Source organism: Phenylobacterium deserti, from assembly GCF_003254705.1.
GTDB lineage: Bacteria > Pseudomonadota > Alphaproteobacteria > Caulobacterales > Caulobacteraceae > Phenylobacterium > Phenylobacterium deserti.
The window spans coordinates 175,118-195,958 of the sequence record NZ_QFYR01000003.1; the positions used below are offsets into that span (position 1 = coordinate 175,118).

Genomic DNA, 20,841 nt, shown 5'->3' on the forward strand with positions numbered 1-20,841 from the left:
ACTGGGGGCGCCGTCGCCGGCGCCCCCAGCCAAGGGGGGTTTAGTAGCGGAAGCGGGCTCCCGCCGTGAACCGCCGACCATAGGCGAAGACGTCGAGCAGCTGGTTGTCGAAACGACCATGCGTGCTCTGGACTTCGTTCGTCAGGTTCAGCGCTTCGAAGAAGACGTTCAGCTGCTCATTGATCTGATAGCTGGTGCTGAAGTCGATCTGCAGGTTCGGGTTTTCGAACGTCGGCTCGGAGCCGAAGGCGCCGGTGTTCTGGTTCTGACCGAAGCCCCGCAGGTACTCCTCGCGGTAGTTGACCGCGATCCGCGCCTCGAACCCGTACTTGTCGTAGAAGCCGACGAAGTTGGCCGAGTTGGCGAGGCCCGTGATCGCGAAACCGCTCTGCGAGATATCGCTCGGATCGTACGGCTTGTCGGTGTCGACGATGGTGGCGTTGGCGTTGAAGCCCCAGCCGCTGTCGCCGAACACGTGCTGCCACGCCAGCTCCAGACCGTGAACCGTGGCTTCCGGCCCGTTGACCTGCTGCGTCACGCTGAACTGCGCGGGCTGGTTGGTCGTGGGGTCGATGACGCCGTTGATCGTCTGCCGCTGGGTGCCGCCGACGATGAAGTTGGTCACGTGCTTGATGAAGACGTTGGCCGCCGCATAGGAGTTCGGCGCGTAGTACCATTCGACCGCAGCGTCGTAGTTGTCCGACAGGTACGGGCGAAGGCCGGGCGCGCCGCCGCTGGCCGTCAGGGCGCCCACCCGCTGTCCGACGCCCACGTTGGTCACGGGGGTCAGCAGGGTGAGACCCGGGCGGGTCAGGGTCCGCGAGGCGTCAAGCCGCAGGTGCAGCTCCTCAGTCAGCTCCAGCTTCATGTCCAGGCTGGGCAGCAGGTAGGAGTAGCTGGTCTTGGTGGACACCGGCTGGGCCGGGCTCAGCGTCACGGTCAGCAGGGTCGGGTCACCCGCGCTGCGCGCGATGCTCAGCGGCACCTGACCATAGCCCTGGGACGTCACGTCCGTGTGCTCTTGGCGCACGCCGGCGTTGAAGTGGAAGGGCATGCCCGCCACGTCGACGTCGAAGTTGGCCCGCACGAACAGCGCCCAGGTCTTTTCCTGGATGTCCCGGCGGCTGCCGTTGTCCAAAGCCAGGTCCAGGGTCCCGGTGTAGCCGTTGACGCCGCCGTAGTTGAAGCCGGGGATGTTCTTGGCTTGCGGGTTGCCCAGGCTTTCCAGGTACTGCTGGTACGCACGAGCGTCGTACTTCAGCAGAACCGGGGGCAGGGAACCCGAGAAACCCGGAATCCAGTTGTCGGTGCTCACCACGTCGGTGAACAGGCTGGGCGGAATCGGAACGCCGCCGCTGCCGCCGGAGGCCGGGCCGTAACCCGAATAGGCCTGCCAGAAGTTGTTGGCGAAGGTGTTCCGCTGCTCGAACCGGTAGTGGTCTTCGAGGTAGTTACCACCCGCCTTGATCGAGAAGTCGTCCTGCGCCCACGTACCGGCGAAGCGGAATTGCTTCACGGTGTCCGTGTTCTTCTGCGCCGTCCGCACGGTGACGTGCGAGCCGATGACGGACGTGTCCGCAAAGCGGGCCGGGTCACCGCGCACGCCGTAGTCGTGCAGCACGGGGATGTTGCCGTCGCTGCTGCCGTCGATGCGGATGCCCAGCGACGGGCCGATGCCGGCGAAGCCGTAGCCCACGTCCGCGCCTTCGCTGCTGACGTGGCCATCCGGGTTCAGCCAGCTCTTGGCGAGGCTCGCGTCGGCCTCGAAGCTCAGGTTCTCCGAGAGCGTCCACTTCAGGTTCAGGCCCGTTTGGTTGGTCACGATCTCAGACCGATCGGTGCCAGCCGTGAAGTCGGTCTGCGAGCCGGCCTGAGTGAAGTCGACCGTGGTGCCGTTCTGGTCGAGCTTCACATTGCGCAGGTCGCCCTGGTTGAACCAGATGCCGAAGCCGAAGTTGTCCGCGCGGATCTTCTGGCGCGAGTAGTTGTCGTCCAGCGTGACCAGCAGGCTCTCGGTCGGACGCCATTGCAGCGCGATCCGGCCGTCGATGCGTTCGTCCTCGGTGTAGATCTGGCTCGCGCCGTACTGCTGCTCGAACCAGCCCACGATGGTCTTGTCGGCCAGCTGGGCCGGGGTGCAGGTCGGGGTCAGCTGGCAAGGGGCGTAGCGACCGCCCGGCCAACCGCTCACGAAGACCCGGTTCGTCTGGGTCTCGCGCTTGGTGTACATGGCGTCCGCCAGCACGCCGATGGTGTCGTTGGCGAAGGTGTCGCTGAACAGCACGCCGCCAGACGGCACCACCTTGCCCGCCTCGTCCTGCATCGAGCCGGACGCGGAGACCACGAACCTGCGGCCCGGCTGGTCGAAGGGCTTGGGATACTCGACGTTGACTGTAGCCCCGATGGAGCTGCTCGACAGGGTGACGTCCGGCGTCTTCAGGACGCTGAGGCGGCCCACGAAGTCGGCGCCGACGGTGCTGAAGTCCACCGCACGACCGCCCGAAGCGGTCGAGATGCGGCGGCCGTCATAGAGCGTTTCATTGAAGTCGCCGCCGAAGCCACGGACCGTGATGCCCTGCGGCTCGCCGCGAGCGCCGGAGCGCTGGATCGACACGCCGGGCAGGCGCTGCAGCGAGGCCGCGACGTTGGAGTCGGGGAACTTGCCGATGTCTTCGGCCGAGATGGAGTCCACGACGCCGGGCGATTCGCGCTTCACATCCAGGTTGCGCTGGAGCGAACCGCGCAGGCCCGTGACCACCACTTCCTGAACTTCCGAAGGCGCGCCGCTGGCCGCCTGCAGCAGCACGGCGCCCGTGGCGATCGGCCCCTCGTCGTCGGCGGTTTCCGCCACCGCCGGCGCGGCGATGGACAAGGCCAGCAGGCTCGAAGCGCCGGCCAAAGCCGTCCTTCGACCAAGTCGCCTCCAGCCCCCTATTGTATGACTAGAATGTCCCTTCATGGCATTCCCCTCCCAGTTGTATGTGTCTCTACACACACCCGGCCGACCGGCCGGGGCTCCACAGGAAACGGACGTAAGTGTCCGTTTTCACGAGAGATTGGTTGGGGTTTGTGAGCGCTCTGAACGGCGCATCCTATCCTCCCCCAGACTCTTTTTTTGACGTATTGACGATACGCTACTGCCGCGATTTAGCGCTATCAACAGCAAATTGTCGGCGTAATCGAGAATGTTTGGCAGCCTGTCCGGAAGCGGTTATCGCTAGGCGGCACCGGACCAGGGGAGGGGAAAATGGCCGAGAGCCCACAGCCGCTTAGCGCGGTTCAGCACAGCCGCCTGCGGCTGCGCCGCCTGCCCGAAGGCGCGCCCTATTTCGTGCAGATCGTCGCCGGCGAGTTTGCGACCGCCGCCGCCACCTGTCCGATCTTCATCACCAAGGCTGGGGACACGGGCGAATTCTACGCCGGCGCCATGTTCGGCTTCGAGCCGGGCGAGTACCTGCTGCATCCCGGCGACGCCTTTCGCCCGCTGGACCTCGAGCGGCAGGGCTTTTTCATCGACGGCGACAAAATCGCCATCGACCCGTCGAACCCGCGCTTCAGCGAACAGGACGGCGAGCCGCTGTTCGAGGCCGGCGAGCCCGGCGAGTCGCTGCGCCGCATGCAGCGCCTGCTGGGCCACCTGAAGGCCGGCGTGGACCAGACGCAGGCCTTCATCCAGGCCCTGCTCCGCCACAAGCTTCTCGCGCCCATGGACATCGAGCTGGCCTTCGACGACGGCCGTAACCTGAACCTCCAGGGCCTCTACACCGTCAGCCTCGACGCCCTGCAGGACCTGGACGACGCGGCGGTGGTCGAGCTCTTCCGCAGCGGCCACCTACAGCTCGCCCACGTCATGGCCGCCTCGCTCAAGCAGGTGCCGGTGCTGGCGCGCAGACGCAACGCCCGACTGGCCGCCTAGGGGCGGCGGCGTGCCCGTCCGCGAACTTTCCGTCGAGACCGTCGCCGAGCCGGACGTCTTCCGCCGCGAGGTGGCCGAACTGTGCCAGCCCGTGGTCCTGCGCGGCGCCTGCGCCGGCTGGCCCGCCGCCGCGGCCGCCCGCCAGGGTCCCGAGGCGCTGTTCGCCTACCTGCGCCAGTTCGACGGCGGCGCCAGCGCCCAGGCCTTCGTGGGCGAGGCCGCGATCACCGGCCGCTACTTCTATGGGGCGAACGCCGACGGCTTCAATTTTCGCCGCGAGCAGCTGGGGCTGTCCGAAGCCCTGAACCGCATCGCCCGCAACGCCGCGCCAGCCAGCCCCGAGACCCTCTACCTCGGCTCCATTCCCGCCGACGCGCACCTGCCGGGGTTCAGCGCCGCCAATCGCGCGCCTTCCATCCCGCCGGGCGTCGAGCCGCGCATCTGGGTCGGCAACGCCTCCCACGTCGCCTGCCACTACGACACCTTCGACAACCTGGCCTGCGTGGTCGCCGGCCAGCGCCGCTTCACCCTTTACCCGCCGCAGGCTGTCGCCGACCTCTATGTCGGCCCCATCGACCACACCATGGCCGGCCAGCCCGTCAGCCTCGCCGCCGCGGCCGAGCCGGGCGATCCTCGCTATCCCCGCTTTGAGGCCGTCCGCGATCAGGCGGAGGTCGTGGTGCTGGAAGCCGGCGACGCCCTCTACCTGCCCAAGCTCTGGTGGCACCAGGTGGAGGCGACCCAGCCGGTGAACCTGCTGGTCAACTACTGGTGGGACGGCTTCAGCGCCGGCCCCGACGCGCCGTACCTCGCCATGATGCTGGCCATGATCGCCATCGGGGAGCGGCCCGCGCCCGAGCGCGACGCCTGGCGCGCCTTTTTCGACCACTACGTCTTCCGGCCCGACCGCCACCCGGCCGAGCACCTGCCCGAGGGCCAGCGCGGGGTTCTCGGCCCGCTCGCCGCCGGCAACTACGGCCGACTGCGGGCCATGATCATGCGCGCCCTGCGCCTCTGATCGGGGCCGATACCGATCACCTTGCCGCCCGCACGTAGCTTGGCTACTTGTCGGACAAATAATGTGGGAGGTCTTCGTGAAGTCATACCTAGCCGGCGCGGCGCTCGCCGCCGCGTGCCTGTTCGCCTCGCCCGTGCTGGCGCAGGCGCCCAGCGCCAGCCTCGCCATCCAGGCGGATCGCCCAGGCCCCAAGATCGACCGCCGCATCTTCGGTCAGTTCGCCGAGCACCTCGGCACCGGCATCTACGACGGCGTCTGGGTCGGCCCCAAGTCGAAGATCCCCAACACCCGCGGCTACCGCAACGACGTCGTCGCCGCGCTCAAGGAGCTGAAGGTCCCCGTGGTCCGCTGGCCCGGCGGCTGCTTCGCCGACGAGTACCACTGGCGCGAAGGCATCGGCCCCCGCAACAAGCGCCCGGTGAAAATCAACACCAACTGGGGCGGCGTGACCGAGGACAACGCCTTCGGCACCCACGAATTCATGGACTTCGCCGAGATGATCGGGGCGGAAGCCTACATCTCCGGCAACGTCGGCAACGGCACCCCGGCCGAGATGGCCGAGTGGATCGAGTACATCACCGCCCCGGCCGGCAGCCTTGCGGACCTGCGTGCCAAAAACGGCCGCAAGCAGCCGTGGAAGCTCGAATGGTTCGGCATCGGCAACGAGCTGTGGGGCTGCGGCGGCAACATGCGGCCCGAGTACGCCGCCGACGTGACCAAGCGCTACAGCACCTTCATCAAGGTGCCCGCCGGCACCAAGACCATGCGCATCGCCAGCGGCGCCAGCCACAACATGTGGCCCTGGGCCGAGTACAACTGGACCGAGGTGATGATGCGCGAAGCCGCCGACCAGATCGATGGCACCGGCGTGCACTACTACACCTTCCCGGGCGGCATGGAGACCAAGGGCTCGGCCACCGAGTTCGACGAGGAGGCCTGGGCGCGGACCATCGCCAAGACCATTCGCATGGACGAGTACATCACCGGCCATGAGAAGATCATGGACAAGTACGACCCGCAGAAGAAGAAGATCATCGCGGTCGACGAATGGGGCGCCTGGCACGATCCCGCGCCGGGCAGCAATCCGGGCTTCCTGCAGCAGCAGAACACCCTGCGCGACGCCATGGTGGCCGCGCTCAACATCAACATCTTCACCCGTCACGCCGAGCGCGTGAAGCTCGCCAACATCGCCCAGATGATCAACGTCCTGCAGGCGATGATCCTGACGGACGGGCCGAAGATGACCCTGACGCCCACCTACCACGTGTTCGAGATGTACAAGCCGTTCCAGGACGCGGTGCTGCTGCCCGTCGACCTGAAGTCCAGCTGGTACCACAAGGACCAGTGGGCGATCCGCGCGGTGGACGCCACCGCCGCCCGCGGCGTCGACGGCAAGACCTACGTCGCCCTCGTCAACGTGGACCCGAACCAGCCGGCCAGCGTGACCGCCAACCTCGCGGGCCTGACGGCGACGCGGGTCAGCGGCCGGGTGCTTTCGGCTCCGACCATGCAGGCGCACAACACCTTCGACCAGCCGAACGCGGTCCGGCCCGCCGCCTTCAATGGCGCGCAGCTGAGCGGCGGCGCGCTGAACGTGACCCTGCCGGCCAAGTCGGTCGTCGTTCTGACGCTCGAGTAGATCGGGGAGGCGACCCTTCGGCTTCGGCCGCGGGGTCGCCGCCCTCTGTGCGCGTGTGCGGGCCGGCGCCGTCCGGCGATCGGTGGAGGCGCGGATGTCGTCCGAGAACAAGATCACCCGGCGGACCTTGATGGAGGCGGCCGGCGGCCTCGTGGCTGTCGCAGCTCCAGCCGCCAGCCTTGCTCAGACCTCGGCGCCTCATCCCTGGCGGCTCTGGTACCGACAGCCGGCGGACAAGTGGGTGGAGGCCCTGCCGGTCGGCAACGGGCGCCTCGGCGCCATGGTCTTCGGCGGCGTGGCGCGCGAGCGGCTGCAGCTCAACGAGGACACTCTCTGGGGCGGCGGGCCCTACAATCCCGTCAATCCGCAGGCGCGCGAAGCCCTGCCGCAGGTCCGCCGCCTGATCGACGAGGCTCGCTTCGCAGAGGCTCAGTCGCTGGCCAACGAGCGGCTGATGGCCCGGCCCCTCAGCCAGATGTCCTACCAGACCGTCGGCGACCTGCTGCTGGAAACGCCCGGTCTAGACCCGGCGACCGCCCGCGACTACCGCCGCGAACTCGACCTCGACACTGCCATGGCCGTCACCAGCTTTAGCATGGGCGGAACGCGCTTCCGGCGCCGCGTCGTGGCCTCGCCGACCCGCCAGGTGATCGCGGTCCAGGTCGACGCCGATCGCCCCGGCCGCATCGATCTCGACCTCGGCGTAACCACCCCGCAGCGGGCTAGCGCGACGGTTCAGGAGCGCGACCTCGTCCTGGCCGGGCGTAACCTGGACGAGCACGGCGTCGCCGGCGCCCTGCGCTTCGAAGCGCGCGTGCGGGTGCTGGCCGAAGGCGGCGCAGTGGAGGGGCAGGGCGACCGCGTTCGCGTGCGCGGCGCCGACCGCGTGACCCTGCTGATCGCCGTGGCCACCAGCTACCGCCGCTTCGACGACGTCGGCGGCGATCCCGCCAGTCTCGTGCGGGCAAGGATCGACCAGGCCGCCGGCGCCGCCTTCGACCAGATCGCCGCGGAAACGGCGCGCGAGCACCAGCGCCTGTTTCGCGCCGTCAGCCTCGACCTTGGCCAGACGCCCGCCGCCCAGCGTCCGACGGACGAGCGCATCCGTGACAGCGAACGCTCCGAAGATCCCCAGCTCGCCGCCCTCTACTTCCAGTATGGGCGCTACCTGCTGATCTCCTCGTCACGCCCGGGCAGCCAGCCGGCCAACCTCCAGGGCATCTGGAACGACAGCGTCAAACCGCCGTGGGGGTCGAAGTACACGATCAACATCAACACCGAGATGAACTACTGGCCGGCCGAACTGACAGGGCTGGCCGAATGCACCCAGCCGCTGATCGCCATGGTCCGCGACCTCGCCCAGACCGGCGCCCGCACGGCGCGGGAGATGTACGGCGCGCGCGGCTGGGTCGCCCACCACAACACCGACCTTTGGCGGGCGACCGCGCCGATCGACGGCGCCCAGTGGGGCCTGTGGCCCACCGGCGGGGCTTGGCTCTGCACCCACTTATGGGACCGCTACGACTATGGTCGCGACCGGGCCTTCCTGGCTGAGGCCTATCCGCTGATGCGTGGCGCGGCCGAGTTCTTCCTGGATGTCCTGCACACCGATCCGAAGACCGGCGAACTGGTGACCAGCCCATCCCTGTCGCCGGAGAACGCCCATCCGTTCGGCGCCTCGGTCTGCGCCGGTCCGGCCATGGATTCGCAGATCCTCCGCGACCTGTTCGACCAGACGGCGGCCGCCGCGGGGATCCTGAACATCGACGCGGAGTTCGTCGCCAGGGTGCGGGCCGCGCGCGCCCGCCTGCCGGCGGACCGCATCGGCGCTCAGGGCCAGCTGCAGGAATGGCGGCAAGATTGGGACGCGGCGGCGCCGGAGCCGAACCATCGGCACGTCTCCCACCTCTACGGCCTCTTCCCCAGCCACCAGATCAATCCCGACGACACGCCGGCCCTCGCGGCTGCGGCGCGCCGGTCGCTGGAGATCCGCGGCGACGAGTCCACCGGCTGGGCCACCGCCTGGCGCGCCAACCTTTGGGCGCGCCTGCGGGACGGTGAACACGCCCACCAGATCCTGCGCTTCCTGCTGGGGCCGGAGCGGACCTATCCCAACATGTTCGACGCCCACCCGCCGTTCCAGATCGACGGCAACTTCGGCGGCGCCGCCGCCATCGCCGAGATGCTGATGCAGAGCCGAGGCAACGAAATCCTGCTGTTGCCCGCCTTGCCGGCCGCATGGCCCACGGGATCGATCACCGGGCTGCGGGCCCGTGGCGCGTGCCGCGTGGATCTCGCCTGGCGCGGCGCGCGCCTGCAGTCGGCGACGCTCCGCTCCGACATCGCCATTCGCAAGCGCGTGCGGCTGGGGCAGGGCGCGCTGACGGTGGACTTGCGGCCGGGCGTCCCCCGGCGTCTGACCGCCGGCGCCTTCCGCGCCTGACGGGCAGGTCGAGGGAGCCATTGACCTCACGATATAGTCCGACAAATGTGCCCCTCTGAAGAATCCAGGAGTCGGGGGAAAGCGGATGCTGAAGACCACGTTGGCCGGGTGCGCGGCCCTGATGCTGTGCATGACCGCGGCAGGCTCCGCACAGGCTCAGATGGGCACCAAGGCGCCGCCCGTGGTCGCCGGCGCCAAGGCCGTGTCGGTCCAGCGGCTCAAGGTCCATTCCAGGGCGCTTGAAGGCAGCCTAGAAGGCGACAGCGCCGACCGCGAGGTCCTGGTGGTTCTGCCGCCCAGCTATGCGGCCAACCCCAAGCGGCGCTACCCCGTGGTCTACGCCCTTCACGGCTACTCCATCGGGGCGGAAGAGTGGATCAAGGAGATCCACGTACCGCAGACCATCGAGGGCGCCTTCGCCCAAGGGGCGGGCGAGGTCATCGTCGTCCTGCCCGACAGCAAGACCGCCCACAACGGCTCCATGTACTCGAGCTCGGTGACCACCGGCGACTTCGAGGCCTTCATCTCGCGCGATCTGGTGGCCTACGTGGACGCCAACTACCGCACGCTGGCGCGCCGCGAGAGCCGCGGGCTGGTCGGCCACTCCATGGGCGGCTACGGCGCAACCCGCATCGGCATGCGCCACGCTGATGTCTTCGGCGCGCTGTATCTGATGAGCCCCTGCTGTCTGTCGCCGCGTCCCGCCGGCGGCTTCCCGGGCGAGAACCCGCCGCAGCTGCCTGAGCTGAAGTCCGTCGCCGATGCGCAGAAGCTGCCCTGGGCGCTGCGCGCCCAGCTGGCCAGCGCCGCCGCCTGGTCGCCCAACCCCAAGAACCCGCCGCTCTACCTCGACCTGCCGTTCAAGGACGGCGCGGTTCAGCCCGACATCCTCGCCAAGTGGACCGCCAATGCGCCTTTGGCCTTCGTCGACCAGTACATCGGCGATCTGCGCCGCTACCGCGCCATCGCCATCGACGTCGGCGACCGCGACGGCCTGCGCCACGATGCGGCCAAGCTGCACGACGTCCTCGACCGCTACGAGATCGCCAACACCTTCGAAGTCTATCCGGGCGACCACACCAGCGATGTGGCCTTCCGCTTCCAGAACCAGGTGATGCCGTTCTTCAGCAAGAACCTGAATTTCGGCCCCGCCCGCTGAAAGGCACGCCTCCCATGATGAAGCCCCTGGCAAGCCTTCTCGCCCTTGCGCTGGCGACCGCTCCCGTCCCCGCCGCAGCGGCCGACGCCCTGGCGCCGGCCGGGCGCTGGACCGCCTATGCCAAGGGCGCGGCCAAGCTGCCGCCCATGGGCTGGAACAGCTGGAACGCCTTCACCAGCGACATCGACGAGGAAAAGGTGCTGGCCTCGGCGCAGGTGATCGTCGACTCCGGCCTGGCGGCGAAGGGCTACCGCTACATCGACATCGATGACGGCTGGTGGCTGCGACGTCGTCAGACCGACGGGCGCATGGTGATCCGCGCCGATCGCTTCCCGTCCGCCAAGCTCCCCAACGGCGAGACGAGCTTCAAGCCGCTCACCGACCGCCTGCACCGCATGGGCCTGAAGGCTGGCATCTATTCGGACATAGGCCGCAACAGCTGCGGCCAGGTGTTCACCTCCACCTTCCCGAACCAACCCGAAGGCAGCGTCGCCGAGCGGGAGGTTGGTCTCTACGGCCACGTGGACCAGGACATCCGGCTCTACTTCGCCGACTGGGGCTTCGACCTGATCAAGGTCGACGGCTGCGGCATCCGCGGCTTGCCGTCCACCGACCCCAAGGTCCGCTCCGGCCAGTACCGCGCCTTCGAGCCGCTGGTGGACGTGGACTCCCTCGGCCGCACCGATGTCGCGGCCGTGCGGGCGCTGTACGAGGAGGTCGGCCGCGCGCTGGAGCGGCACAATCCCGACGGCGACTACATCTACTCGATCTGCATCTGGGGCGCGGCCAACGTGCGCGCCTGGGCCAAGGACGTCGGCAACATGTCCCGCACCAGCGAGGACATCTCGCCCACCTGGAGCCGGATGCTTCACAACCTCGACAGCGCGGCGCGACGGCCGCTCTACGCTCATCCGGGCTCGTGGAACGACCCGGACATGCTGTTCGTCGGCTCGGGCGAGTTCGACGCCAATCACCTGATCGAGGCGCGCTCCCACTTCAGCCTTTGGGCCATGCTCAACGCGCCCCTGATCATCGGGTACGACCTGCGCAAGGCGACCAAGGCGCAGATGGACATCCTGGGCGCAGAGAAGATCATCGCCCTGAACCAGGATCCGGCCGGCAATCAGGCGGTGCTCGCCTTCGACTCCGACGACGTCAGCATCTTCGTGAAGACCCTGGCGTCAGGCGAAAAGGCGGTCGCGATCCTCAACCGAACCTCGGCGCCAATCGAGGCCATCCTGACCGCGGCTCAGCTGAAGTTCCTCGACAAGGCTGACATCCGCCTCGTGGACGCCTGGACCGGAGAGGCCATCTCCTTCCAGGGCGAGCGCAAGTTCAGCCTCGCGGCGCGCGAGACACGGGTCTTCACCGCCAGCGGCCCGCGCAAACTGGCCGACGGCGCCTATCTGTCCGAGCAGCCGGGGCTGGTGAACCCCGCCGAAGATGGCGTGACCGTGCCGGAGGCCGAGCCCCTGATCCATCGCGCCCTGCTGCCCTGGCGCGGCTCGCGCGGCTCCGGCGAGCCGCCCCGCTACGGCGGTTGGGGTGGGGCTCAGCCCGATCGCACGCCCTACGGCGAGGATCTCGCCATCGGACGCAAGCGCTTCGACACCGGCATCGGCGTGCTCGCCAACTCGCGCCTGGAAGTTCGCAACAATGGGGCAGGGCGCTTCACCGCCAGCGTCGGCATCGACGACTCGGCGCGTGACCGCAGCCAGCCCGTGACCTTCGAAGTCTATGGCGACGGTCGGCTGCTCACCCGCACCGATCCGCTGCGTTATGGGGCGGCGCCCGTCGCCATCTCGGCCGATGTGAAGGGCGTGCGGGTGGTCGAGCTGGTGGCGCGAACCTCGCCGGACGTGCGTTTCCCGGACCCGGTTGTCTGGGCTGAGGCCGCGCTTCATCGCTAGGGGCCTCGGCGCCTGCTGAATAGTCAGGCTAACCGCTCGCAACTATGCGTCTGGAAGAAGGCCCTTCGCGGCCGCGTCGTCTCGCGACGTGGCTCTGTGACTGCTGTTCGTCTTTCGCCGAAAGGCTTGAGCGGGAGCGCTTGAACCCCGCTAATTTGTCTGACAACTAATTCGCTCTGCGTGCTCAAACAGTCACGCCTGGCGGGGGTCATGAGCTCTCCCAGACAAACAGAACATAGGGGAGGGCCCGCCATGGCGGAGCAAGATCGGACCGGCGTCAGCCGTCGTGCAGCCTTTGGATTGGCCGCTGCCGCGGGCGCCGGCCTTGCCGCAGCGGGTTCGGCCAGCGCCTATCCGGCGCAGAACGGCGAGCGCAGCGGACCGCGCGGCGCTTCGACCCCGCGTTCCGCGGTGGCTCGCACGCAGTATGGCCTAGTGCGCGGCTACGTCGCTGGCGACGTCTACCAGTTCAAGGGCGTGCCATACGGCGCCGACACAGGCGGCGCGAACCGCTGGCTGCCGGCCAAGCCGCCCGCCCGTTGGCAAGGCGAGCTGAACGCGCTCGCCTACGGCCCCAACAGCCCTCAGGACCCGCACAACTTTCGCGCGGTCGAGCACACCTTTCTCCAGCAGTGGACCGACGGCTACTGGGGCGAGGACATGCTCAAGCTGAACATCTGGACGCCCTCGCTCCAGGGCAACCGGCCCGTCATGGTCTACTTCCATGGCGGCGGCTTCAGCTTCGGCTCGGCTTATGAGCTGGCCTCGCACGACGGCGCTCAGATGGCCCGCAACCACGACGTGGTGCAGATCTCGGTCAATCACCGGCTCAATGTGCTGGGCTTCCTGGATCTCACCGAGGCGGGCGGTTCGGCCTACGAGGAGTCCGTCAACGTCAGCATGACCGACGCGGTCGCGGCGCTGCGGTGGATCCGCGAGAACATCCAGAACTTCGGCGGCAACCCCGACCGCATCACTATCTACGGCCAGTCCGGCGGCGGCTCCAAGGTGACCACCCTGCTGGGCATGCCGTCGGCCAAGGGCATGATCCATCGCGCCATCGCCATGTCGGGCGGCGGCGGCAACAGCCCCAGCCTCGAGCAGTCGCGCGAGTTCTCCCGCCGGGTGCGAGCCGAGCTTGGCGTCGGCAATGACGTGAGCGCCCTTCAGAAGATGGAATGGGCCAAGCTGTTCGCGGCCGGCAACAAGGTGGCCGCCGAGATCAACGGCCCGCCGCGTCCGAACCTGGGCGGCGGCCCGGCGACCACGGGCACGCCCCGGGTGGGCTGGGGCCCCACCGTGGACGGCCGGGTCATCAACGTCCGCTCCTTCCATGACGTGGCGCCCGCCGTTTCCAAGGACGTGCCGGTGATCTTCGGCAACACCAGCGAGGAGGGGATGCGCTGGGGCTCGAACCCCACCGAAGCCGAGTGGCGCGCCCAGCTCGCGGAAAGCCTCGGCCCCGCCAAGGCCGACGCCCTGATCGCCTCCATGAAGGCCGCCCATCCTGAGAAAGCCATCCGGACCCTGTCCTACGGCGTCAGCAGCATGGCCTACCGCAACCGCATCCAGAACATGGTGAAGCTCAAGTACGAGCAGCGCGGCGCGCCGGTCTACCAGTACCTCTTCCAGTGGCAGACCCCCATGCTCGACGGCCTGCCGGGCGCCTGGCACACGGCCGAGCTCGCCTTCGCCTTCGACAACGTCCAGCGCTGCGAACAGGCCACCGGCGACACGCCCGAAGCCCGCGCCCTGGCGTCCAAGATGGCCGGCGCCTGGGCCGCCTTCGCTCGCACCGGCGATCCCAGCCTGCCGAACCTGAAGTGGACCGCCAGCGATCCGGTCCGCTGCCAGACCATGGTCTTCGACAACCGCTGCCGCATGGAAAACGACCCGGAAGGCGCCTCGCGCCGCATCCTACTCACCTGATTTCATTCGGCAATTTACGATACATCTGTCCGGGAGGACTGTATGACGCAAACAGCTATCGGTAAGCTTCTCCGCACCATCAGCTTCGTCGCCGCCATCGCCGTCGCCGCCCCGGCGCTGGCCCAGTCGGACAAGATGACCCCCATCGCGATCCCGGCCCAGCCGAACGCGATCGTGCTCGGCACCGGCCCCCTGCCGGGCGCCAAGGCGCCCGAGTCATGGCACAGCCAGTACGGCAGCGTCTTCGCCCGCAACGTCACCGTCGCCACCCTGACGCCGTTCCTGCCGGATCCGGCCAAGGCCACCGGCGCGGCCGTCGTCGTCGCCCCCGGCGGCGGCTTCCGCACCCTGTCCATGGAGAACGAAGGCTGGGACGTCGCCCGCGCCCTGGCCGACCGCGGCGTCGCCGCCTTCGTGCTGAAGTACCGCCTCAACCAGACCCCGGCCGACATGGCCGGCTTCGAACGCTCGATGACCGAGATGTTCAGCGCCGCGGCCCGCCCGCCGCGCGCCAGCCCAGAAGCCGCCATGGCGGGTCTCGCGCCGCAGATCGCCGACGCCCGCGCCGCTTTCGCGCTGATCCGCAAGCGCTCCGCCGAATGGCGGGTGGACCCTGACCGGGTCGGCATGATCGGCTTCTCCGCGGGGGCCATGCTCACCATGGCCACGACCCTGGCGGGCGAGGACGCCAAGCCGGCCTTCATCGGCAACATCTACGGCCCGCTGACCGCTATGCCGGCCCCGGCCGACGCCCCGCCGATGTTCGTCGCGCTGGCCGCAGACGACCCGCTGTTCGGCAGCCCGCAGTACGGCCTGATCGACGCCTGGCGCACCGCCAAGCGTCCGGTGGAGTTCCACCTCTACGAACAGGGCGGCCACGGCTTCGGCATGTACCCGAAGGAGACCACCAGCACCGGGTGGTTCGAAGCCTACGTCCGCTGGCTGGGCATGCACGGCCTTTTGAAGCGCAAGGCCTAGCCTCCACCGAACAAGCCGCTCGATAGCAGCCCCCGCGCGCCAGCCGTGCGGGGGCGTTTTCATGTCTGCGACGCGCCGGCCCCGTCGTCGAGCCCCCCGGGCCCACCATTAAGATTGTGTCACACAGCGCCACTATGAGGGCGGCGGGCCGCGTGGTGCTTGCTTCGCGGCGGCTGGAAAAAAGAGGGGCCACCCGTGAAGCTGTCAAAGAACCTGCTTGTCGTTGGTTGTGCTGCGCTGGCGCTCGCCGGGTGCGGAGCCGATGACATCTCCTCGCCGGGCACGGGGGGCAACGTCACCATCAACAATCCCGCCCCGACTACGCCGACCACGCCGACAACGCCCTCGAACGGCAACGTCACGCCGGCTTCTGGTTGCCCCACCATCGCCGACCCGCAAGGCCTGACGGACGCGGGTACCATCACGGGCCCTACCGGCACCTGGCGCGTCTGCAGCCTGCCGAGCCGGATCAACCGCTCGATCACCCTGACGAAAGTTCCTGGCCTGCTGTACCAGCTGCCGGGCCGCGTGGACGTGGGCACGGACGGCGGCTTCACCGCGACCTCCGCCGACAGCAACGTCACGCTGACGATCGAGCCGGGCGTCATCCTCTTCGGCGGCTCGGGCGTGTCCTGGCTGGCCGTCAACCGTGGCAACAAGATCAACGCGGTGGGCACCGCAACCCGTCCGATCATTTTCACCAGCCGTGACAACGTGCTTGGCCTCAACACCGACACCTCGCAAGGCCAGTGGGGCGGCGTGGTGCTGATGGGCCGCGCCCGCATCACCGACTGCACCACCGGTTCCGTGGCTGCCGGCACCTGCGAGCGTCAGACGGAAGGCGCGGCTGATCCGGCACGCTTCGGCGGCGCCAACGACGCCGACAGCAGCGGCCGCATGTCCTACGTGCAGATCCGCTACTCGGGCTACGTGCTCGGCGCCAACGTCGAGCTCCAGTCGCTCACCACCGAAGGCGTTGGCTCGGGCACCGTGCTCGACCACATCATGAGCTTCAACAGCTCGGACGACGGCTCCGAACACTTCGGCGGCTCGCCCAACATGAAGTACTACGTCGCGGTTGGCTCCGACGACGACAGCCTCGACGTCGACACTGGCGCCCAAGGCAACTTCCAGTACGGCCTGATCGTCCAGCGCCCCGGCGCCGGCGACGCCCTCCTGGAAATCGACAGCAACGGCTTCGAGGGCGACACCCCGCGCACCAAGCTGCAGATCTCGAACTTCACGATGGTTCAGCCGCAGGTGAGCAGCAACAACGAGGCCAACGACCAGGCTTCGATCCTGCTGCGCGGCAACTCCGACACTACCCTGGTCAACAGCATCGTGGTCTCGCCGAACAACGAGTGCCTGCGCATGAACGGTTCGGGCGCCACGCCCGCGACCCTGACTGCCCGCTCGGTGGTCCTGAGCTGCAACGCGACGCGCTACCTCGGCACGGGAAGCTACACCGCCGCCCAGGTGGCCACGCAATTCGGCGGCACGGCCAACAACAACAACGAAGCCTTCATGGCGACCCTGACCAACGTGTTCGTCAACGGCGCCAACGAGTCGGCCGTGCCCGCCTTCTCGGTGGCCGGCCTCGGCGCCGCCTTCACCGCCACGACCTACATCGGTGCGGTCCAGGGCAGCGGCGACACCTGGTACGCCGGTTGGACCTGCAACAGCGCCACGGCGAACTTCGGCTCCAGCAGCACCGCCTGCACCTCGCTGCCGACCAACTAAGCGGCCGTCAGGCTCTAATTCGAAGGAGGGGGCGGCCGGGTACGGCGGCCCCCTTTTTACCAGCTAATATTTGGGGATCGACGATGATCACGCGGCGGCTCGCTTCGGTTTTGCTGCTTTCAACGGCGCTGTCTGCGCCGGCTTTTGCTCATGCGGCCGCCCTGCAGAGCGACTCGGTGACGCCGCAGGGCGCTGCGTCGACAGGCTCCCTGGCTTCGAATGTGAGCGCCGATGCGCCGGCCACGGCGACGGACCAGGAACAGGCTGAAGTCTCCATTCCCGGGGTCTCGGAACTGGTGGTCACCGGCCGTCGCAACATCGAACAATCGGCGTCGCAGGTCGTGTCGGTGCTCTCGACCGAGCAGATCGCCCGCAGCGGTGAGGGCAACATCGCCGGCGCGCTGACGCGGGTGACCGGTCTGAGCCTCGTGGGCAGCGGATATGTCTATGTCCGTGGCCTCGGCGACCGCTACTCGCTCGCCCTTCTGAACGGCTCGCCGCTGCCGAGCCCCGAGCCTCTGCGCCGCGTGGTGCCGCTCGACCTGTTCCCCACGAGCATCGTCTCATCCGCTCTCGTGCAGAAGAGCTATTCCGTGAACTTCCCCGGCGAGTTCGGCGGCGGCGTGATCAACCTGACCACCCGGTCAGCGCCCCAGGAGGGCTTCCTCACGCTTGGCGCTTCGATCTCCGGCGACAGCGAAACCACCCTCGGGACGGGCTATTCCTACTATGGCAGCCGCACCGACTGGACCGGCTATGACAACGGCCAGCGCGACATTCCAGCGGCGCTCAGCAACTTCCTGAGCAGCGGCGAGCGGATCAGCTCTGGCCAGGTGAACACGGGCGCGATCGCCAGCGAGCTGGTCAACGCGCGCAACAGTCTGGTGCAACGCATCGGCGACGTCCAAGCGAACTTCTCGACCAACCTCGCCGCCGGCAAGTCGTTTGAACTGGGCGACTACACGCTGGGCCTTATCGCTGGTGGCGGCTACAGCAATCGTTGGGTTACCCGCGACGCGACCAACCAGACCTCGCTGCAGGGCGATCTGTCGGACCTGGAGTCCAACTTCCGCCGCGTCACGACCCAGAACCGCCTCGTCACCAATGGGCTTCTCGGCTTGGCGCTGCAATTCGGCGACAACACGGTGCGGTGGACCAACGTCTACATCCACGACACCATCAAGCACACGCGCCTGAGCCTCGGTAACCGCAACGGCACTCAGGTCGACTACATGGAGCAGGACACCGCCTGGTACGAGCGTCAGCTCATCGACACCCAGGTGGTGGGCGAGTTCCGTCCTGCGGAGAACCTCAGCGTCGACGTCCGCGGCAGCTACGCGGAAACCAAGCGGGAGTCGCCCTTCGAGCTCGCGCTCGAATACGTGCGGACCAACGTCGCCGCCGATCCCTATGGCCAGTATTTCGTCAACCGCCTCAACGCCAATGCCGGCGACGCGACCATTAGCTTCTCGGACCTGAACGAGCGGCTTTGGTCCGGCGGCCTTGACGCCACCTACCGCATCTTCTCAGAGCTGTCGGTAACAGCCGGCTACGCTTACTCCGACACGCGACGGACGAGTTCGCGGCGCGACTTCCAGTTCCAGGCGCCCAGCACGTTCCCACGCGGCGTGGATATGTTCCGCCCCGACTACCTCCTGCAGCCTTCGGTGATCAGCGCCTACGGCGTCTCGCTGGTGGAGACCAACGAAGGCAACCCGGCGTTCCTGGCGACCCTGAAGAACCACGCAGGCTACCTGAAAGCTAACGGCCAGATCACCGACGACCTGAACTTCGACATCGGGGTGCGATACGAGAGCGCACAGCAGCAGGTCTCCCCGATCCGGGTGTTCAACACGCCGGGCGCCTCGCTCGCCGAGACTGACCTGGACAACGACTACGTCCTCCCGGCGGCGACCCTGACGTGGGACTTCCACCAGGACATGCAGCTGCGGCTGAACGGCTCCAAAACGCTGGCTCGTCCCCAGTTCCGCGAGCTGATCTACCAGTTCTACTTCGACCCGGACAGCAACCGCATGTACCGCGGCAACCCGCTGCTCGTGGACAGCGAGCTGACGAACGCGGAGGCGCGCTGGGAGTGGTACTTTGGCGCGAACCAGCACCTTTCGGCCGCCGCCTTCTACAAGAAGATTGAAAACCCGATCGAAGCCTTCGTTTCGGGTGAAAGCCTCACCACCAGCTTCGCCAACGCACCGCAGGCCGAACTCTACGGCTTCGAAGTAGAGGCCGAGAAGCGCTTCGATCTCTCGGGGTGGAGCAATCCGTTCATGGCCAGCCGCCGACTCGTCCTGCGCGGCAACTACACCTTCTCCGACTCCAGCCTGAAGGTCTCGGAAGGCGATCAGGTCGCGGTGTTCGCCTCGAGCTCGACCCGCGCGGCCGACTACTTCCGGGATGGCGCCCCGATGACGGGGCAGTCCGACCACCTGGTCAACCTGGAGATCGGCCTCGAGAACCCCGAGAGGCTGTCGCAACAGACGCTTCTGATCAACTACGCCAGCGAGCGGGTGACCAGCCGAGGCCTCGCCAACAGCGGCCAGCCGGACGTGTTCGAAAAGCCGGGCGTGCGCATCGACTTCGTAGCTCGCGAAGGCGTTCAGGTAGGCAACCACGAGGTCGAGCTGAAGCTCGAAGCCCGCAACCTGACCGGCCGCAAGTACGAGGAATTCCAGCAGTCCGGCGATAACCGCGTGGACATCAATACGTACACGCTGGGTCGCTTCGTCGCGCTGTCGGCGTCGATCCGGTTCTAAGTCGCGTAAGGGGAGGGCGGGCCCTTTGCCCGTCCTCCGCCCCAGCTTGACTGTTCGTAGGCTGAGCGATTTTCCGAGCTTCAGCACAAAAGTGTCACGCAAAATGCGTATGCATCGCCCCCAAGGAGTGGGGGATGTTCTGCAGGTCCAAGACGGCGATCACGACGCTCGGCGCATGCCTCCTGCTGTCGCCCGGCCTCGCCTGCGCCGACGTCATTCAGACCGGTTCGAACGGCTTTAGCTGGGTCGCCGGAGGTCCCGCTGAGCCTTCCGCTGAGCCCGCTCAGTCGCCGACGGCGGAGCCAGCGTACACTCAAGCGGCGAGCGAGGCTGGCCCTGCCGTATGGCGGGCTCAAGTGAGCGCTCTTGCCGCCAAGTACGACATCAGTCCTGCGCTGCTAGAAGCTGTCGTCTGGCAGGAGAGCCGCTGGCGGCAGGCCGCCACCTCACGGGCCGGCGCGCACGGGTTGGCGCAACTGATGCCGGGCACCGCGCGCGACCTTGGCGTCGACCGTGCGGATCCGATGGCCAACCTGGAGGGCGGCGCCCGCTACCTCCGCATGCAACTCGATCTCTTCGGCGGCGACGTAGAGAAGGCGCTGGCCGCCTACAACGCCGGTCCCGCCCGGGTTCGCCGCGCCGGCGGCGTGCCGCAGATCCCCGAAACCCAAGCCTACGTCGCCGCGATCATGGCGCGCCTGACCGACCGCGTCCGGAGATAGTGAATGTTCAAGACCCGTAGCACCCTCTTCGCAGCCCTGTTCGCGGTCCTTCCGCAGGTGGTCCACGCTCAGGCCCAAGTGGCCGCCAACCCGCAGGGCTCAGGCCCCATCGTCGCGGCGCTGAGCTGGCTGCAAGGCACCATGATGGGCAACGTCGCCACCGCCGTCGCGGTGATGGCTGTGGCGGCGGTGGGATTCATGATGCTCACCGGCCGGATGAACTGGCGCTTCGGCGCGACGGTGATCTTCGGCTGTTTCATCCTGTTCGGCGCCGGAGCCATCGTGTCCGGCATCCAATCCGTCGCCGTGAGCTGAGGCGGCCATGGATCTCGCCCGCTTTCCGGTCCACCGGGCGCTGACCCGGCCGCAGATGTTCGCAGGCGTGACCTACAGCTTCTTCATCATCAACGCTGCGGTGACCACCGAAGCCTTCCTCATCACGAAGAGCTTCCTGGCGCTGCCGCTCGCGCTGCTCATCCACGCCGTTGGATACCTGGCGTGCCTTCGCGAGCCGCGCATTTTCGACCTCTGGCTCGCCAAGGTCAGCCGCTGCCCCCGCGTGCGCAACTGGAAGCGCTGGGGCTGCAACAGCTACGCCGCTTGAAAGGCTGGTGAT

At 67.9% G+C, this 20,841-nt stretch carries 14 protein-coding genes; 13 read left to right on the top strand and 1 reads right to left on the bottom strand.

What is annotated here, in order from left to right; translation table 11 throughout:
• Positions 1-40: 40 nt before the first annotated feature.
• On the bottom strand, positions 41-2,899 hold the full coding sequence (locus tag DJ018_RS13535) for a TonB-dependent receptor (protein WP_240609550.1): 2,859 nt from the start codon (positions 2,897-2,899) through the stop codon (positions 41-43).
• A 348-nt stretch (positions 2,900-3,247) separates the two neighbouring features.
• Here DJ018_RS13535 and DJ018_RS13540 point away from each other — a divergent pair, with 348 nt between their 5' ends.
• From DJ018_RS13540 to DJ018_RS13600, 13 genes are all read left to right on the top strand, one after another.
• The gene (locus tag DJ018_RS13540) at positions 3,248-3,916 is read left to right on the top strand and encodes a SapC family protein (RefSeq protein WP_111515495.1); all 669 of its coding nucleotides are present in this window, start codon (positions 3,248-3,250) and stop codon (positions 3,914-3,916) included.
• 10 nt (positions 3,917-3,926) lie between these two features.
• Positions 3,927-4,934: a cupin-like domain-containing protein gene (locus tag DJ018_RS13545; protein ID WP_111515496.1), complete on the top strand. Its 1,008-nt coding sequence runs from the start codon at positions 3,927-3,929 to the stop codon at positions 4,932-4,934.
• Between the two features lie 76 nt (positions 4,935-5,010).
• The gene (locus DJ018_RS13550) at positions 5,011-6,573 is read left to right on the top strand and encodes an alpha-N-arabinofuranosidase (protein WP_276309829.1); all 1,563 of its coding nucleotides are present in this window, start codon (positions 5,011-5,013) and stop codon (positions 6,571-6,573) included.
• 94 nt (positions 6,574-6,667) lie between these two features.
• Positions 6,668-9,016, top strand: a complete 2,349-nt coding sequence (locus tag DJ018_RS13555) for a glycoside hydrolase family 95 protein (protein WP_111515498.1) — start codon at positions 6,668-6,670, stop codon at positions 9,014-9,016.
• Positions 9,017-9,101: 85 nt separating this feature from the next.
• Complete coding sequence (locus DJ018_RS13560) at positions 9,102-10,175, top strand: alpha/beta hydrolase (protein WP_111515499.1); 1,074 nt, start codon at positions 9,102-9,104, stop codon at positions 10,173-10,175.
• Positions 10,176-10,189: 14 nt separating this feature from the next.
• Positions 10,190-12,085, top strand: coding sequence for an NPCBM/NEW2 domain-containing protein (locus DJ018_RS13565; protein ID WP_111515500.1), 1,896 nt, complete (start codon positions 10,190-10,192; stop codon positions 12,083-12,085).
• 252 nt (positions 12,086-12,337) lie between these two features.
• Entirely contained in the window at positions 12,338-14,014 is a 1,677-nt protein-coding gene (locus DJ018_RS13570) for a carboxylesterase/lipase family protein (protein ID WP_111515501.1), read from the top strand.
• A 42-nt stretch (positions 14,015-14,056) separates the two neighbouring features.
• The gene (locus DJ018_RS13575) at positions 14,057-14,992 is read left to right on the top strand and encodes an alpha/beta hydrolase (RefSeq protein ID WP_111515502.1); all 936 of its coding nucleotides are present in this window, start codon (positions 14,057-14,059) and stop codon (positions 14,990-14,992) included.
• Positions 14,993-15,187: 195 nt separating this feature from the next.
• Positions 15,188-16,732, top strand: a complete 1,545-nt coding sequence (locus DJ018_RS13580; protein ID WP_111515503.1) for a hypothetical protein — start codon at positions 15,188-15,190, stop codon at positions 16,730-16,732.
• Between the two features lie 83 nt (positions 16,733-16,815).
• Complete coding sequence (locus tag DJ018_RS13585; protein ID WP_111515504.1) at positions 16,816-19,503, top strand: TonB-dependent receptor domain-containing protein; 2,688 nt, start codon at positions 16,816-16,818, stop codon at positions 19,501-19,503.
• Between the two features lie 356 nt (positions 19,504-19,859).
• Complete coding sequence (locus tag DJ018_RS19330; protein ID WP_205853771.1) at positions 19,860-20,225, top strand: lytic transglycosylase domain-containing protein; 366 nt, start codon at positions 19,860-19,862, stop codon at positions 20,223-20,225.
• Positions 20,226-20,228: 3 nt separating this feature from the next.
• On the top strand, positions 20,229-20,540 hold the full coding sequence (locus DJ018_RS13595) for a TrbC/VirB2 family protein (protein WP_111515506.1): 312 nt from the start codon (positions 20,229-20,231) through the stop codon (positions 20,538-20,540).
• 7 nt (positions 20,541-20,547) lie between these two features.
• On the top strand, positions 20,548-20,829 hold the full coding sequence (locus DJ018_RS13600; protein ID WP_111515507.1) for a VirB3 family type IV secretion system protein: 282 nt from the start codon (positions 20,548-20,550) through the stop codon (positions 20,827-20,829).
• Positions 20,830-20,841 lie beyond the last annotated feature (12 nt).